General features: G+C 48.0%; 15 protein-coding genes. 7 read left to right on the top strand and 8 right to left on the bottom strand.

Going from position 1 to position 15,183, the window contains the following annotated elements; genetic code table 11:
• Positions 1-115: 115 nt before the first annotated feature.
• Positions 116-1,696 (bottom strand): peptide chain release factor 3, encoded by a 1,581-nt coding sequence (locus ACRPK8_RS06005; protein ID WP_432237377.1) that lies wholly within the window; start codon positions 1,694-1,696, stop codon positions 116-118.
• 403 nt (positions 1,697-2,099) lie between these two features.
• Here ACRPK8_RS06005 and ACRPK8_RS06000 point away from each other — a divergent pair, with 403 nt between their 5' ends.
• Entirely contained in the window at positions 2,100-3,344 is a 1,245-nt protein-coding gene (locus ACRPK8_RS06000) for an MDR family MFS transporter (RefSeq protein WP_432237376.1), read from the top strand.
• A gap of 57 nt (positions 3,345-3,401) precedes the next feature.
• On the opposite strand, the gene ACRPK8_RS05995 is transcribed toward ACRPK8_RS06000, so the two are convergent.
• A complete protein-coding gene (locus ACRPK8_RS05995) occupies positions 3,402-4,199 on the bottom strand; it encodes a hypothetical protein (protein WP_432237375.1) in 798 nt (265 codons plus the stop codon).
• A 140-nt stretch (positions 4,200-4,339) separates the two neighbouring features.
• Here ACRPK8_RS05995 and ACRPK8_RS05990 point away from each other — a divergent pair, with 140 nt between their 5' ends.
• From ACRPK8_RS05990 to ACRPK8_RS05980, 3 genes are all read left to right on the top strand, one after another.
• Positions 4,340-4,780: an RrF2 family transcriptional regulator gene (locus ACRPK8_RS05990; protein ID WP_432237374.1), complete on the top strand. Its 441-nt coding sequence runs from the start codon at positions 4,340-4,342 to the stop codon at positions 4,778-4,780.
• 92 nt (positions 4,781-4,872) lie between these two features.
• A complete protein-coding gene (locus tag ACRPK8_RS05985; RefSeq protein WP_432237373.1) occupies positions 4,873-5,886 on the top strand; it encodes a hypothetical protein in 1,014 nt (337 codons plus the stop codon).
• A gap of 26 nt (positions 5,887-5,912) precedes the next feature.
• A complete protein-coding gene (locus ACRPK8_RS05980; protein ID WP_432237372.1) occupies positions 5,913-7,217 on the top strand; it encodes an LD-carboxypeptidase in 1,305 nt (434 codons plus the stop codon).
• 43 nt (positions 7,218-7,260) lie between these two features.
• Here ACRPK8_RS05980 and ACRPK8_RS05975 read toward each other — a convergent pair whose 3' ends face one another.
• Positions 7,261-7,584 carry a hypothetical protein gene (locus ACRPK8_RS05975; RefSeq protein ID WP_432237371.1) on the bottom strand — a complete coding sequence of 108 codons (324 nt, stop codon included), beginning with the start codon at positions 7,582-7,584 and terminating at the stop codon, positions 7,261-7,263.
• Positions 7,585-7,675: 91 nt separating this feature from the next.
• Between ACRPK8_RS05975 and ACRPK8_RS05970 the strand changes: the two genes are divergently transcribed.
• Complete coding sequence (locus ACRPK8_RS05970) at positions 7,676-8,101, top strand: DUF2621 family protein (protein WP_432237370.1); 426 nt, start codon at positions 7,676-7,678, stop codon at positions 8,099-8,101.
• A gap of 43 nt (positions 8,102-8,144) precedes the next feature.
• Here ACRPK8_RS05970 and ACRPK8_RS05965 read toward each other — a convergent pair whose 3' ends face one another.
• Both ACRPK8_RS05965 and ACRPK8_RS05960 read right to left on the bottom strand, forming a co-directional pair.
• On the bottom strand, positions 8,145-8,624 hold the full coding sequence (locus tag ACRPK8_RS05965) for a CcdC family protein (protein WP_432237369.1): 480 nt from the start codon (positions 8,622-8,624) through the stop codon (positions 8,145-8,147).
• A gap of 16 nt (positions 8,625-8,640) precedes the next feature.
• Positions 8,641-9,339, bottom strand: a complete 699-nt coding sequence (locus ACRPK8_RS05960) for a cytochrome c biogenesis CcdA family protein (RefSeq protein ID WP_432237368.1) — start codon at positions 9,337-9,339, stop codon at positions 8,641-8,643.
• A gap of 220 nt (positions 9,340-9,559) precedes the next feature.
• On the opposite strand from ACRPK8_RS05960, the gene ACRPK8_RS05955 reads away from it, so the two are divergent.
• The gene (locus tag ACRPK8_RS05955) at positions 9,560-9,754 is read left to right on the top strand and encodes a Spo0E family sporulation regulatory protein-aspartic acid phosphatase (RefSeq protein ID WP_432237367.1); all 195 of its coding nucleotides are present in this window, start codon (positions 9,560-9,562) and stop codon (positions 9,752-9,754) included.
• A 531-nt stretch (positions 9,755-10,285) separates the two neighbouring features.
• A complete protein-coding gene (locus ACRPK8_RS05950) occupies positions 10,286-11,176 on the top strand; it encodes an SH3 domain-containing protein (RefSeq protein WP_195865416.1) in 891 nt (296 codons plus the stop codon).
• 58 nt (positions 11,177-11,234) lie between these two features.
• Here ACRPK8_RS05950 and ACRPK8_RS05945 read toward each other — a convergent pair whose 3' ends face one another.
• The 3 genes from ACRPK8_RS05945 to ACRPK8_RS05935 all read right to left on the bottom strand — a co-directional run bounded on the left by ACRPK8_RS05945 (position 11,235) and on the right by ACRPK8_RS05935 (position 15,098).
• A complete protein-coding gene (locus ACRPK8_RS05945) occupies positions 11,235-12,998 on the bottom strand; it encodes an ABC transporter ATP-binding protein (RefSeq protein WP_432237366.1) in 1,764 nt (587 codons plus the stop codon).
• Positions 12,995-14,746 carry an ABC transporter transmembrane domain-containing protein gene (locus ACRPK8_RS05940; RefSeq protein ID WP_432237365.1) on the bottom strand — a complete coding sequence of 584 codons (1,752 nt, stop codon included), beginning with the start codon at positions 14,744-14,746 and terminating at the stop codon, positions 12,995-12,997. Before ACRPK8_RS05940 ends, ACRPK8_RS05945 begins: the two co-directional genes overlap by 4 nt.
• A gap of 121 nt (positions 14,747-14,867) precedes the next feature.
• Positions 14,868-15,098, bottom strand: coding sequence for a YneF family protein (locus ACRPK8_RS05935; RefSeq protein WP_012370001.1), 231 nt, complete (start codon positions 15,096-15,098; stop codon positions 14,868-14,870).
• Between the last annotated feature and the right edge of the window lie 85 nt (positions 15,099-15,183).

The following is a 15,183-nucleotide window of genomic DNA, read 5'->3' as shown; positions in this document are numbered from 1 at the left end:
CCGTCCTTTTTCATATGAATTCAAACACGCTCTTTTTTTACCCTCGTTCGCTCAGCATCAAACGAGAATTCAGGAACGAAAAACGGACCACTTCGAAAAGTAGTCCGTCAAAAACTTACAGTTGTTGCGGTGAATCGACCAATGTGATCGTTCCTTCGTTTTTCTGAACGAACCGTTCGTAGACGAAATCATTCGCGAATAACAAGACGGCATTTTCCCAGCGGTCATATACCAGAACCGTCCGTGAATCCGTCAATTGTTTGACAGCAGCGACTTCTGCCGGCTTAATCCACTTCGCAACCTGGAAGTTCGCCGCATCCTTGAGGATATCCACGCCATACTCACCTTTGAGCCGGTGCTCGAAGACTTCGAATTGGAGTTGACCGATCGCTCCAAGGATGATTTCGTTGTATTCCGTCTTGTAGACCTGGATTGCACCTTCTTGCGCGAGCTGCTCGACACCTTTTTGGAACTGTTTCGACTTGAGGGCGTTTTTCGTATAGACTTTCAAAAAGAGTTCCGGTGCGAACGTTGGGAGTGCTTCGTATTGCAATGATGGATCACCGTTTGTGATCGTATCACCGATTTGATAGTTGCCTGAATCGTACAATCCGATGACGTCACCTGCGAAGGCTTCGTTGACTGTCTCCCGCTCATCCGCCATGAATTGGGTCGATTGCGACAGTTTCATTTTCTTCCCTGTCCGTGTCAGGACGACGTCCATCCCACGGTCGAACTTACCGGTACAAATCCGGACGAACGCAATCCGGTCGCGGTGGTTCGGATTCATGTTCGCTTGAATCTTGAAGACGAAACCACTGAAGAAGTCTTGCGCCGGTTCGACCTTCCCTTTGTTCGACTCACGTGGTGTCGGCGAAGGAGACAGGTTCAAGTAATGTTCAAGGAGTGGTGTGACACCGAAATCGACGAGGGCTGATCCGAAGAAGACCGGAGTCAATTCGCCTTTTGCGATCAATTCTTCATCGTATTCGTTTCCGGCACCGTCGAGTAAGTCGACTTCATCCATCAACGTCTCGTACATTTCCGAGTTGATCGTCGTCGCGAGTTCTTCGTTCGCGAGACCTTCTTCGCCGAGTTCGATCGTTTTCCGATCGTTCTTGAAGCAATGGAATTGTCCTTTGACGCGGTCGTAGACCCCTTCGAACTGTTGACCTGATCCAGCTGGCCACGTCACAGCAACCGACGGAATGCCGAGCACTTCTTCGAGTTCTTCCATCAATTCAAGTGGATCACGTGATTGACGGTCCATCTTGTTGATAAAGGTAAAGATTGGAATACCGCGCATCCGGCAGACCTGGAACAGTTTCTTCGTTTGTGACTCGATCCCTTTCGCCGCATCGATGACCATGATCGCTGAGTCAACCGCCGTCAGGATCCGGTACGTATCTTCACCGAAGTCCGAGTGACCCGGTGTATCCATGATCGAGACGATTTTTTTGTCATATTCGAACTGCATGACGGAAGACGTAACAGAGATGCCCCGTTGTTTTTCAATTTCCATCCAGTCGGATTTCGCAAATTTCGAGTTTTTCCGTGCTTTGACGGATCCTGCCTCACGGATCGCTCCTCCGTGCAGAAGGAATTTTTCAGTTAATGTCGTTTTACCCGCATCCGGGTGGGAAATGATGCCGAAAATCCGACGTTTTTCGACTTCCGTTTGTAGAATGTTTGTCATGTATGGTAATTCCTTTCACCGATATATTCAAAAGTCCGATCAATCTTTTTCGCAACTAGTCTATCATACCGAATTTTCGGAGTCTCGTCCATTTCACATCATTGACTTAATTTTCAGATTAATAGTTGACAAATCAAGCTATTTTTCATTACGATGACTAGGAAGTTCACTATTACAGAAGGAGGAGACGTACAATGCTATTCCATCAAGCTCGGACATCTGTCCACACTGTTTTTGTATCGGTTACAACTGTACGTCACCCAATCGTTTAATTTTTAATTAAGCAGGGTGTGCGTATGCGTATACGTACATGCTGCCCTCTTATATTTGGACGGGTATGCCCATATTTGTGCGTATCCGTCTTTTCTATTGTCTAAAAACGGAAATATAAGGGGTTTTCACTATGTTTAACGCACTCAAACAGCTTGATCGCAACATCTGGATCCGGTTCGTCGGGGAAACGATCACGGGAATCATGATGTTCATGATTGCACCATTTTTAGTTTTGTATTATGCGGATCGACTCGATTCCTATTTCTTGGTTGGTGTCATCATGGCGACCGGACCGATCATGTCACTCGTCGGCGCCGTCCTCGGTGGTCACTTCGCCGATAAGTTCGGTCGAAAACCACTGATGGTCCTCTCGATCATCGGTGACGTCATCGCCTTAATCGGTTTCTCGTTCGCCGATTCCTTCTGGCCACTGCTCATCCTGAACGCGATGCTCGGTCTGTCGAGTTCCCTGTTCCATCCGGCAGCAAGCGCGATGGTCGCTGACGTCACACCACCGGAACGGTTGAACGAATCGTTCGGTCTGCTCCGGATGGGGCATAACGTCGGGGCGGCATTCGGTCCACTTCTCGGAAGTGCCGTCTTGTTCATCGACCGTTCTCTCATCTTCTATTCCGCCGCCTTCGTCTTTTTCCTATATGGTATGGTCCTTTATTTCTTCATCGAAGAGACAAAACCGGAGTATATTGAAAAGGTGGACGAAGTCAAACTGTCACCGCTGACCGTGTTGCGCAAGGATCATGTCTTCCTGATCTTCATCGGTGCGGGTGTCTTCATCTCGATGGGGTTTGCCCTCGTCGAGAGCATGTTACCGGTTTTCTTGAAGGAAGCATTACCAGGTTTACCAACGAAACAAAATCCGTTCCCTTATTTGATGGCACTGAACGGGATCATGGTCGTCTTGTTCCAGTTCCCGATCGCTGCTCGCTTATCTGGTAAGGCATTCGGAAAAGTCATGTTGCTCGGCGCTTCCATCTTTGGAATCGGGATGATTTTCCTTGCATTCGTGCCGTCTTATCTGTTCTCACTTGGAACTAACTATGTCGTGCTCGTGACGATTTTACTTGCAATCTATGCATTCTATACGCTTGGTGAGATGATCATGTCACCTGTCCAGATGACGTTCATCGCCTTGATTGCACCGGAACATCTACGAGGTACGTATAACGGGGCTGCGAGTCTGCAGTGGTTGATTGGTGGCGTCACCGCACCACTGCTCGGATCGCTGTTCCTCGATACCGGAAAAGGTGACTTCGCCTTAGCGTTCGTCGGGCTCCTCTGCTGTGTCTCGGGTGGGGTTTACCTTGCACTTGACCGTTCCATCCAGCGGGCAAAACGAATGACGAAATCCGCTTAAAAAAAGCGATGTGTAATGCTCCGACTTCCGTCAGAACGTTACACGTCGCTTTTCTCGTTAAGAAGGTAATTGGTTTGCCGCTACGAACGGACCGAACAGAACGGGTAACGGATCAAGTCGTTGCTGAATTTCTTCAATGAAGTTCGTCGAACCACTGACAAAGACGATCGGATCGTTCACCGTGATCATCGTCAGAAACTCATGCATCTGTTGCTCCCAACCTTCTTGTTGCATTTGATGAAGAATCATCCCTTTTGTCGTCAGGGACAGGACATTCGAAAGCATTCGGTCCGCCAGTTCCTCAGCCGAGACATGCAGAAGTGTCGTCTTCCGACCGCTAAGAAGTGCATGCCGGGCTTCATCGATGACGGAACCAAGATGATGATTTTCCGCAATCAACAGAATGTCCTGCTGTCGCCAATTTTCCGTATGACGGTACTTGCAAAAATGACGGCACGTATCGACGAGTTGATGGTGGACGATCGCCCACGCTTGTAACAAAGGCGAACTTTCTTCGATTGCATATTCGATCTGGATGGCTTGTAGGATTTCACGACTAATGATATCCGGGTACGTCAATAGAAACGATTTCGTCTGATCGATTTCATTTAGTAAAATCAATTTAAACAGTTCACTCGATTCATGCTGATTGGTAACCTGGTTCAATAATTGATGCAAACGTAAAATCCGGAGTTCACGACTTCCGTACTGAGCCCCCGCTTCCCGAAGCGCGCGCAGTTCTTCTTCGTACGTCGCCTCAAGCGAGTCATAGAAGCGCGTCGCGATCCGCAAACCCTTTTGCTCCATCGATGGACCGAGCTGTTGCAAGAGGTGTAATGCCTGATCGAAATGCATACTTTAACCTACCTTTCACCGTCCATTATGCGGTAATCCATCCGTAAAAACAATCCGTAAAATGCATCTTATATTTTGCACATTGATAGTTGTAAAAGCTTGCGACGCCCCCTAATATTTGTGTTAAGTAGGTGATGTAAATGCGCATGACACGTTATACGGATTATGCGATCCGGTCCCTGCTGTTCGCAGCAGCCCACCCTGATCGTTTAGTCCGAATCCAGGAAGTAGCGGATTGTTACGACATTTCTAAGAATCATTTAATGAAAGTAGTCTATCGTTTAGGTCAGAGTGGTTTGATTGATTCTGTCCGTGGTCGTGGAGGAGGGTTCCGTTTAGCAGGTCCTCCGGATGCAATTCATATCGGTGACGTCGTACAACTGTTTGAACCAACCGTTCATTTTCTCGATCCGCAAGAAGGTATTCACGAAGTTCCTTCGCTCAATCCGGCGCGAGATGCTTTCGATGATGCTATAGCAGCGTTCCATCAAGTACTCAACGGCTATACTGTAAATGATTTGCTACATCCGACAAAAGACACTCCTGTACAAATACTCGAAATGATTCCGAATCGCGATTGAGCCGATTGGAATCATTTTTTTGTGCTCCGTTCGCTCAATTGCGATTTCTCGAATCGCTCGTGGTATACTTATATAAGAAAGGAGGGGTACAGATGAACCCTCAAGAAGAACTCCATCTCTTATATCTTCGCCTGAAGGAAGAACAACCCTCCGTCACACGCGGCGAGGCCTTATGGGCCATCTTTGAGGAAACAGCTGATGATTCACTCCGCTTCCTCTCCTTATGGACGTTTTCACAAAATCAATTCGATTTGGGACATTTCCGCTCATTCCTCGTATCCTTCACCCTTTTAATGGAATGGATCCGGAAAGACGAGATGACACTGACTAAAAAACAAGAACTTGATCTGTACTGGAACTACAAGTCCTATTTGATCTATATGGCAGAACAAGAAGACGTAACGGTCTCACTGCTTGAAGAAGATCTTGACCGTTTCATCGACTTCTGTGACGCACATGGGTTTTCGCGGACGCGTGACTATATCAGCTTCATGGTCTACAGCAAACTTGGTGATGAAGAACAAGCCGATCATTATCTCTCGGAATGGGTCGATGCCCCGAGTGACGAACTGAGTGACTGCCCATCCTGTGAAGCGTTTAGTCGGATGACGTACGCGATCGAGCGTGGATTTGAAGATCGCGCATTGCTTCTCTATGCAGCACTTCGGCATGAGCGGGGTTGTTCACGGATGCCGGATCAGGCACACCCATATATCCTACCGCTATTTCTCAGTCGTAAAAAAGAACGCTTTGATTGGAGTGAACGGTTGATCGAAGAAGTCAAACGTGGCGAACCCCTCTTTACTGGCGGAGATGAACCGTATCATTTGTATGCGAAGATGTACTACGACACGAACTATACCTGGTCAATGGAAGAGAAGAAAAAACTCATTCCTTTCCTGACGGATCGCGGTTATCTGCAGTTCCTGCTCGCACACTACGCATTTGCTCACCGTCAGTCACTCGGCGAGGAGGCCTCTTACCTTGCAGCACTCCGAACGAATTTGTATGAGATCGCCCAGTCTCTCGATCTTCGAATCGAAGGTGCTTTCTACCTGAATCTTGTTGAACGTGAATTAAAGCGGATCACGCAATTCGTTGCTTGAATCTCATTCGTAAAGGAAGTGTGTCTATGTTAGATCATGTCCAGCTTGCCATGCCGAAAAACGAAGAAGAGCGTGCCCGTGCATTTTATGCCGGGCTTTTACATATGAAGGAAGTCGCTAAACCCACCGGTGTTCAAGCGAGCGGCGGTGTCTGGTTCGAAGATCATGGTGCAGCGATTCACCTTGGTATCGAGGATCCATTCTCTCCTGCTAAAAAAGCCCATCCCGGATTAACCGTCACCGCATTTGAAGCGTTAAGTGACCGTCTAAAAGCAGCAGGATACCCGGTCGAACTTGATACGCGACTTGCGCCACGTCGTCGTTTCTTCACAGCGGATCCATTCGGTAATCGTATTGAGATCATCGCTGCCCAGCTTCCGACGTTAACGCCGAAGAAGCTGACGGATGGTTCCCATGTCCGCTTAATAGCACCTGCCTCAAGCCTATCGACGGTCGAGATGAAGATCATCGATGGTGCGATCCAAACGCTCGAATCACTCGGATTACGTGTCTCGATCAGTCAACATGCGCGTGCCGTCAATCCATTCGGTTCCAGTGATCCTGAGTTACGCGTCGCGGACCTCCACGCTGCATTCGCTGATCCAAGCGTCGATGCGATTCTGTGCGTTCGTGGTGGCTTCAGTACGAATGAACTCGTCGACTTACTTGACTATGAATTGATTCGGACACATCCGAAAATCCTTTGTGGCTTCTCCGATATTACAGCACTCAGTCATGCCATTCTGACGAATACCGGATTAGTGACGTACTCTGGACCGATGTTACGCGCTTTCCGGGATCGTGATGCCTATACGATCGATTACTTTAAACAAGTCCTGTTCGGAACAGATCCCGTTACGATTAAGCCGTCCGTGCATTGGCGTGATACCGATCGTGGACACGTCATCACGTTACCGAATAAAGGACCACTTCTCTTATCGCCGGGGCAAGCAAGCGGTCGTCTGCTTGGTGGAAATCTTTGTACGTTGAACCTCCTGCAAGGCACACCGCATTTTCCGGACTTACGGGATGCGATCCTATTCCTCGAGGACGATTACGAAGTCCATCCAGCGACGTTCGCCCGTGATTTTGCCTCGTTGATGGCACAACCAGGCGCCGAAACGATTCGGGGTCTCGTCTTCGGACGGTTCCAACTCGCAACGAAAATGACGGAAGAGCATCTGCGTTATCTGATCTCGCTCTATCCATCCCTAGAGCAAGCACCCATCCTTGCGAATGTCGACTTCGGACATACGAGTCCCTTGTTTACATTCCCGATCGGTGGTCAGGTTGAACTGCATGACGAGGTCATCCGACTTCATATTTCCTGAACATCAAAAGAAGGAGACGCGGCAATCCGCATCTCCTTCTTTTTTAATAGTCGAGCAATCTCGAAGCGTCAATCTGACGTTTCGACCCGTCTGCGAACATCTCGAGTGTCGCGAGAATCTGGTCATTTGCCCATTCATAGTGAAGTAATGTGAAGTCTTCAAGCGTCGAGACCGTCTTGAACGTTTTTCCGACCGTAAACGCACGCTTCCGGCTCGCATCTTCTGCCGGAACGGTAACGAAGATGACGGTGATCGCTTCACCTTTTGTATCATAATAGAATTCAACGACCCGACCGTCCGCTGTTTCAGGTAAGACACCTTTACGGGGCTGTCCGGTTTCGTCCAATTGTACATATGGTTGCAGCATTCTTTCGCCTCACTTTCTCCGTCATTCATCATAGCACGTCCACCTGATTTATGCTAATCTATATTTGATGTGAAAGGGGGATGAGACGCGCATGGAATGGTTCATGAACGGGATTCTGCTCTGGGGCTTTATCATGATTACACTCATGGCAATCGGCGGATTTTTCATGTTCCGGAAGTTCCTCAAGAAGTTACCGAAAGAAGACGGTAAATCGATGATGGACTGGGAAGATGAGTACATCGACCAGACACGACATCTTTGGACGGATGAGACGATGGAGTTATTGAACGCACTCGTCATGCCGGTTCCATCGGCATTTCGTGATGTTGCACGCCGGAAGATCGCCGGACGGATCGGACAGTTCGCACTTGAGGAGCAGGCGTCCGAGATGACATCTGAACTGGTCGTCAAAGGATACATTTCCGCTACGCCGAAACGCGATCATAAATTTTTGAAAAAAGCACTGACGGAGCACGCCATCGACTGGCGAGACTACGCATTATATTTCCAAAACTGAAGGATGTACGAAAAAACCGCCGAAGTCGCCTTCAGCGGTTTTTTTAATGAGGTAAATGTGCGACTGGCACTGTGCCCGCCTTCACCCGTTTGTATTTCAGATACATCGCGAAGCGCCACGGAGCAATCATTCCGAAGGCGACGAGATAAAAGATTCCGCCTGTCTCGAAGATGTCAATCTGACCTCCGATGAAGAATTTTGCAACCGTCCGAATGAACAGAATACCAAATAAAACGATGAAAAATGCTTTTGAACGTTGCAGGTAAATCTGTCCTTCTGCTTCATAAAAATTGGACGTCTTGATTAAAAAGATACTGAAGATGGCTCCGACGAGCAACGCTTCGGCTACTTCCGTCCACGTCAGACGGGATGCCGGATATAAAAACTGCAGCATCCCCGTCGACATCGCAAACGGCGGAATCAAGATTTTTTTAGCATTCGTCGGTTTGGCCGATGCCTTCACACGAATGAAGCTGATCAGCAAGCCCATGACGAGCGCTACCCCAGTTGATATCCAAATCATCCGATCACTTCCTTGATTAAAATCCTGTGAATCCGACGATGTCGCTCATCCATGCCGCGAATTTGCTGAGTCCATCAAAATACAGCATGACACCGAAGACCATCATCAAAGCTCCACCGAATTTCGTTAATTTCAGACTATACTGTACGAACAAACGTGAACGACCGACGAAAAACGCCATCACCAAAAACGGAATCGAGAAGCCGAGCACATAGGCGAGCATGTAAAACATACCTTGACTCGGATTGGTCGCAGCTAATCCGATGACTCCTGCGAGAATCGGTCCTGTACACGGTGTCCAACCGGCCGCAAAACCGATGCCGACAAGCACCGTTCCGACGTACCCCCCTTTTCGTTCCCCGAGGTTCAGTTTCTTTTCACGCATCAAGAACGTCGGTTGCCATAAGCCGACGAGCACGACACCAAATACGAAGATGACGAGTGCTCCGACCATCCGCAATGTATCCCGATACGTGATGAAGACATCTGCGAACAAGGATGTCGAGAGTCCGAGGACCGCAAAGACCATCGCAAATCCAACGAGGAACGCTAACGTGTGAAACAGGGAACGTTTTTCCCGGACTCCTCGTTCCTTCAAATCCGTCACCGATACACCTGTAATGTACGAGAGAAATACAGGATACAGCGGCAACGTACACGGAGAGACGAAGGATAACAGACCGGCTCCGAACGCTAACCATAATGAGAGCTCCATATGAGCATCCCCTTTCTTTACTACTATAGAAGAAGTTCCTCCTCTATTTTGCCAAACTCCTCTGCATTTAGCACCTATTATCTCACAGAAAGTTGCAAAAGATTCGTGTCCGCCAAAATTACAAAAAAATTACATTTCATCGATTTTACTGAAATCTCGTTGCGCCTCGTAAATGGACTTGCTAGAATATGGATACGACACCAATGTAAGGGAGACTGCTATGACGACACAACAACTATTGACGTTAGCGATTGAAGCCAAACGTAGCGAACTCTATCATCAAGCCGATCAGTCCAGCTTCACCTCCCCACGTGTTCTTCAACTCAGTCATGAACTTGATATCCTACTTTTAGAATATTCACGTACGGTCCAAAACTACACGCTTCATACTTCCAATGAACCGCTTTTATCATAATTAATCATCCGGTCAGCATTCAAATGTGAGTGCTGACCTTTTTAGTGTTCTTGATTCCGATGGAGATGCTTTACGTCCGCGCTCTTCCGTTCTTAGTCAGGTTCTGTTCCTTCTATCTACTGGACGATCTCCCTTAATTATACGCCGATGAAACCGAACCGCTTGAAGATACCCTATCGATAGACGATTGAAAGTGCCGCTCAAAAGGAGTTCTTGATTCATATTGATTTGAATATCTTCCGTTTCACTTTTTCGTCACTAGACGATAGAAGGATGACATAGTTTCTATTTTTAATACTTTTTTCTGTTGAATTGTGCGAATCTTTCAGCGGAAGTAATTCAAAAGACCTATAAACGTCCGTTTTTCATAATCAGCATGTCCTATCGATGACAAAAACTGCTCTTTTGCAATCTTGTTGTCATACAAGCCCGGTTTGTAACTCGAATGACATTGACCTGTAAACGCACAGGTCAGTTTTGCCGTGTAAAGTAGGAACAGTAAACACAGCATATGTCAGGAGGACATCAATAATGAAAAAAGCAGTTTTCGCTGCCGGTCTTGCAGCAACAGCTCTATCAGTAGGATTTGCCCAAGAGACAGAGGCTGCCTCAGAAACGGTAACAGTAAATACACCAGTACTCAACGTACGCACAGCACCTACAACTGCTTCAGCAGACGTAGGCAATGTATATAAAGGTCAAACATTAAATGTCGAAGGACGTTCTGGCGCATGGATCAAAACAACAGTTAACGGTCAAAAACGTTATGTCCACGGCGCGTATACGTCTGCAGCAGGCTCATTCGACTTTAAAAAAGCGACAGTTACTACGGCAGTACTAAACGTCCGCACACAACCAACGACAAGCTCGAAAGATGTCGGTAACCTCTACAAAGGCGAAAAAGTCAACGTAGAAGGTAAAGTCGGTGCATGGATCAAAACTACAATCAACGGTAAAACACGTTACGTACACAGTGCGTATACAACACTCGGTAGCGTAGCGAAAGCACCAGCAGCACAGCCAGCTGCTAAACCAGCTGCGAAGCCAGCTCCAAAAGCAGCAGCTAAACCAGCTACTGCCACAAAACAATCAACACCTGCAAAATCAGGCACAAAAGTAACGATGAACGTCAGTGCTTACACGAACGACCCATCAAGCAACGGTAGCCAGCTTTACAACGGTCGCGCATTGACAGCAAGCGGATATGACGTTACGAACACGATCACGTACAATGGTATGCGTATCGTAGCAGCATCGTCACAATACCCAATCGGTACGCGCATGCATATCGAAGGCATCGGTGAAGCAATCGTACTCGACCGTGGTGGCGCAATCCAAGGCAACAAACTTGACCTTCTCGTTGGTTCACAACAAGAAGCACTCAACTGGGGTCGCCAAAACGTCACAGTTACAGTCTACTAATCCAAACAAACAACCTGCCGGGCGAGACCGCCTGGCAGGCTTTTTTTATGTTCATTTTTTACGAGACCGTGACATGACCGGACTGCAACTGGTACATCTTCTTATAGAGTCCGTCTTGTGCAATCAATTCCTGGTGATTTCCTTGCTCAATCACTTCCCCTTGATGGAGAACAAGAATCAAATCGGCATCTTGGATCGTCGACAGTCGATGGGCGATCGCAATCGTCGTCCGTCCTTGACGCATACGTTCGAGTGCGACCTGTACTTTTTCTTCTGTCTCCGTATCAATTGAACTGGTCGCTTCATCGAGAATCAGGATTTTCGGGTCCCGTGCCATCGTGCGCGCAAACGAGATCAACTGCCGCTCACCGGCAGAAAACGTCGCGCCCCGCTCCGCGACCGGACTATCGTATTGATGATCGAGTTGATTGATGAATCCGTCGGCTTGTACGAACTTCGCTGCCGCTTCGACCCGGTCAAAGGAGATCGAACTATCGAATAACCGAATATTGTCCGCGACCGTTCCCGTGAACAGGAATGAATCCTGCAGGACGAGTCCGACGTGTTGCCGTAGTTCTTCTTCTGATAACTGTTCGAGTGGTTGACCATCAATTAAAATCCGACCTGATTGATAGGCGTAAAAGCGCATCAGGATATTGATGATCGAACTTTTCCCGCTTCCGGTATGACCGACCAGGGCAATCGTCTGTCCTTTTTTCGCTTCAAACGAAATCCCTTTCAGGACATCCTTCTCGCCGTCATAACTAAAACGGACGTCGTCAAAGACGATATGTCCTTCCGAGACACGCGCATCCCCTTCGAGTTGTTTCGTCGGTTCTGGCTCATCCGTATCAAGGACCTTAAAGACGCGGTCTGCTGAAACGACAGCCTGTTGGAACTCAGACAGACGTTGCATGATTTGCTGGACCGGTTGGAAGATCCGCTCCATGTAACTGATGAAGGCATAGACGACACCGACTTGGACCGTTTGCGAGAACGATAAGATACCGAAATACGTCACAAGTGTCGCAATCGAGACTGCCAGTAACAATTCGATGATCGGCCGTAGCAGCCAGCTATCGAGCTTCAGGTTCTTATAGCGCCCGGTCTGGTGGGCAACGTTCGTCTCTTCAAATTCTGCCATCAACCGTTTTTCTTGGCGGAACTGCTGGATGATCGCCATCCCGTTGATCGATTCATTGAGTTGGGCATTGATTTTGGATAGTAAATCGCGGACTTCCGCGTAATATTTCGTCGAATACTTCCGGTAAATCCAAATGATGAAATAAAACAGTGGTAACAACAGTAATGCAATCGTCGCGAGTTGCGGCTCTAGTAGATAGAGGAAGATATACGTCCCGATCAACTGGACCCCACTTTGGACGAATGTCGACAGGACACCGATATAGAGTTCCTTGATCGCTTCCGTATCGTTCGTGATCCGGGAAACAAGTACCCCGGCAGGCGTCCGGTCAAAATAGGCAAGACGCAGATGCATGACGTGACGGAACACATCGATGCGTAAACGTTGAATGACTTGCAGGGCAATCTTTTGGAACTCGAATGCCTGCAGATAGTCGACGATGATCCCTGTCGTATGCAGTAACAAATACGCCGTAAACAGCAGTGCCACTTCCTGGACCGGGTATGTACCGGGTGCGACGTATTCATCAATGAAAATCTTGACGAGATACGGTCCGCCGAGTTTGGCTGCTGTCGTGATGAACAGCAGGACGAAAGCGATACTGACCTGCTTCTTAAAGGGTTTGACGAAATCAAGCAATCGTTTCAGGACGGCTTTTTCATTGATATCATGATTCATTCGGAACGCCCTCCTTGTTCGACGAGTGATTCCAGCTGTTGACGGTCGTAGGTCTCTTTGTACCAACCGTCGTGCGTGAGCAATTGCTCATGTGTTCCCCGCTCGATGATCCGACCGTCTTCAAGGACGATGATTTCATCGGTATGCGATACCGCGGACAGGCGGTGAGCTACGATGATCTGCGCCTGGTCATGATCAGCCGTGCGGAAGTGATGAATGATTGCTTCCTCGGTCTTGGCATCAACCGCAGAGAGTGCATCATCGAGTACTAAAATCGGACAGTCCGCTAATAACGCCCGAGCAATCGAAATCCGTTGTTTTTGCCCCCCGGATAACGTCACCCCACGTTCCCCGACCATCGTTGCATAACCATCCTTGAAACCGAGGATATCCTCATGGACCGCTGCGATACGCGCCGCTTCCATGATCTCTTCCATGGACGCGTCCGGTTTCGCAAAAGCAATATTATCCGCAATCGAAGCGGAGAACAAGAAATGATCCTGGGGAACGACCGCTACTTGACGGCGGACGGTCTCCCGCGTCAATTGTTTGATATCCCGTCCACCGATCGTGATCGCTCCTTGTTTCACATCGTACTCACGCGATAACAAGCGAACGAACGTTGATTTTCCGGCACCGGTCTTCCCGACGATGCCGAGCGACTTGCCGGGCTTCAACGTCACATCGATGTCTTGAAGGACCGGTTGTGTGTCATAGAAGAAACGTTCAATTCCGACATGAAGCTCTGGTGACGAAACGCTTGTCGCTGCTTCCTTTGCATCTTTGATTTCCGGTTCGATCGCAAGCATCCGCTCGATTCGGTCATAGGAAGCACGACCACGTTCGACGATGTTGAACAACCAGCCGAAAGCGAGCATCGGCCATGTCAATAAACCTAGATATGTAGTGAATGAGACGATGTCACCGATCCGGATTTCGCCTTGCTGTAACAGATACGCCCCGTATCCGACTGCGATGATGTACGATAGACCGACTAATCCGAAGATCGTCGGATCAAACAAAGCATCGATTTTGGCCACACGTCGGTTTTTTTGAACGACGTCGTCGGACAGATCCGTAAACGTCTGTACATCAGACTCGACTTCGCCTGTCGCTTTCAAAACCCGGACACCACTGATACTCTCTGCAACCTTGTCGTTCAAATCCGAGAAGGCTTCCTGCGCATCATGAAAACGCGAATGTAACATCTTACCGTAGCGTGACGTCAAATAGACCATCAGCGGCATCGGCAGAAGGGACACGAGCGTCAACTTCCAACTGATCGTCGTGACCATCGTGATGATGACGAAACTCCCCATCGTCACCGAGTCAACGAGCGTCAGAATACCGGCACCTGCTGTCATCGAGACGGCTTGTACATCGTTCGTCGCATGTGCCATTAAATCCCCGCTCCGGTATTTCTTATAGAACGATTGATCCAAATCTGAAAAATGACCATACAGTTGACTGCGTAACAAGCGACCGAGACGAATCGATGCACCAAAGATATGAAAACGCCAAAAATAACGAATGAAATACGTCGCGACCCCGATGAGTAACAACGTTCCGGCTAGACGAATCAAATCATTTTTCGTCAAGCTTCCCTCACTCAGACCATTGACTGTCGTTCCGATGATCTTCGGTGGAATGAGTTCTAACCCCGCCACAAAAATCAAACAGATGACCCCAAGACTATATGCTTTCCATTCCCGGCGGAAAAACCAACCGAGTTTCCTGAAGACTCCCATTCAAGTCTCCCCCCTTTTTTAAATCCTGCGATTATTTGAAATAGTCTCACATTTTAGATTAGTTCTCTTTCTAAAAAATAGCAAATAAAAAGGAGACCATTTGGCCCCCTTTTCGTACAGCTTATTTTTTAGGTGATTTCATTGAACCACTCATCGAACGCATCACTTGGTTGACTTTCTTTTGTGATGGCTTTTGACCCATTTGCATCATCAATGTCTTAATCATATCTTCGTTGATTGGTGGGTTTTGCTCCAAGTAGTTCATCATGTATCGACGAGCGATATAGAAACCAAGGGCGACACCTGCTACCAAGCAAAGAAGGGCAATTAAAATCCAAATCCATGTAGCCAAGTTGCTTCCTCCTCTAACTTAAAACGTCGCTTTTTACTATACTATAATTCCAATTGTTTGCATAGATGATAATAGATGAAAAACG

Source organism: Exiguobacterium sp. TDN 0502 (assembly GCF_050846835.1).
Classification (GTDB): Bacteria; Bacillota; Bacilli; order Exiguobacteriales; family Exiguobacteriaceae; genus Exiguobacterium_A.
This window is presented reverse-complemented; position numbering and strand designations above follow the sequence as displayed.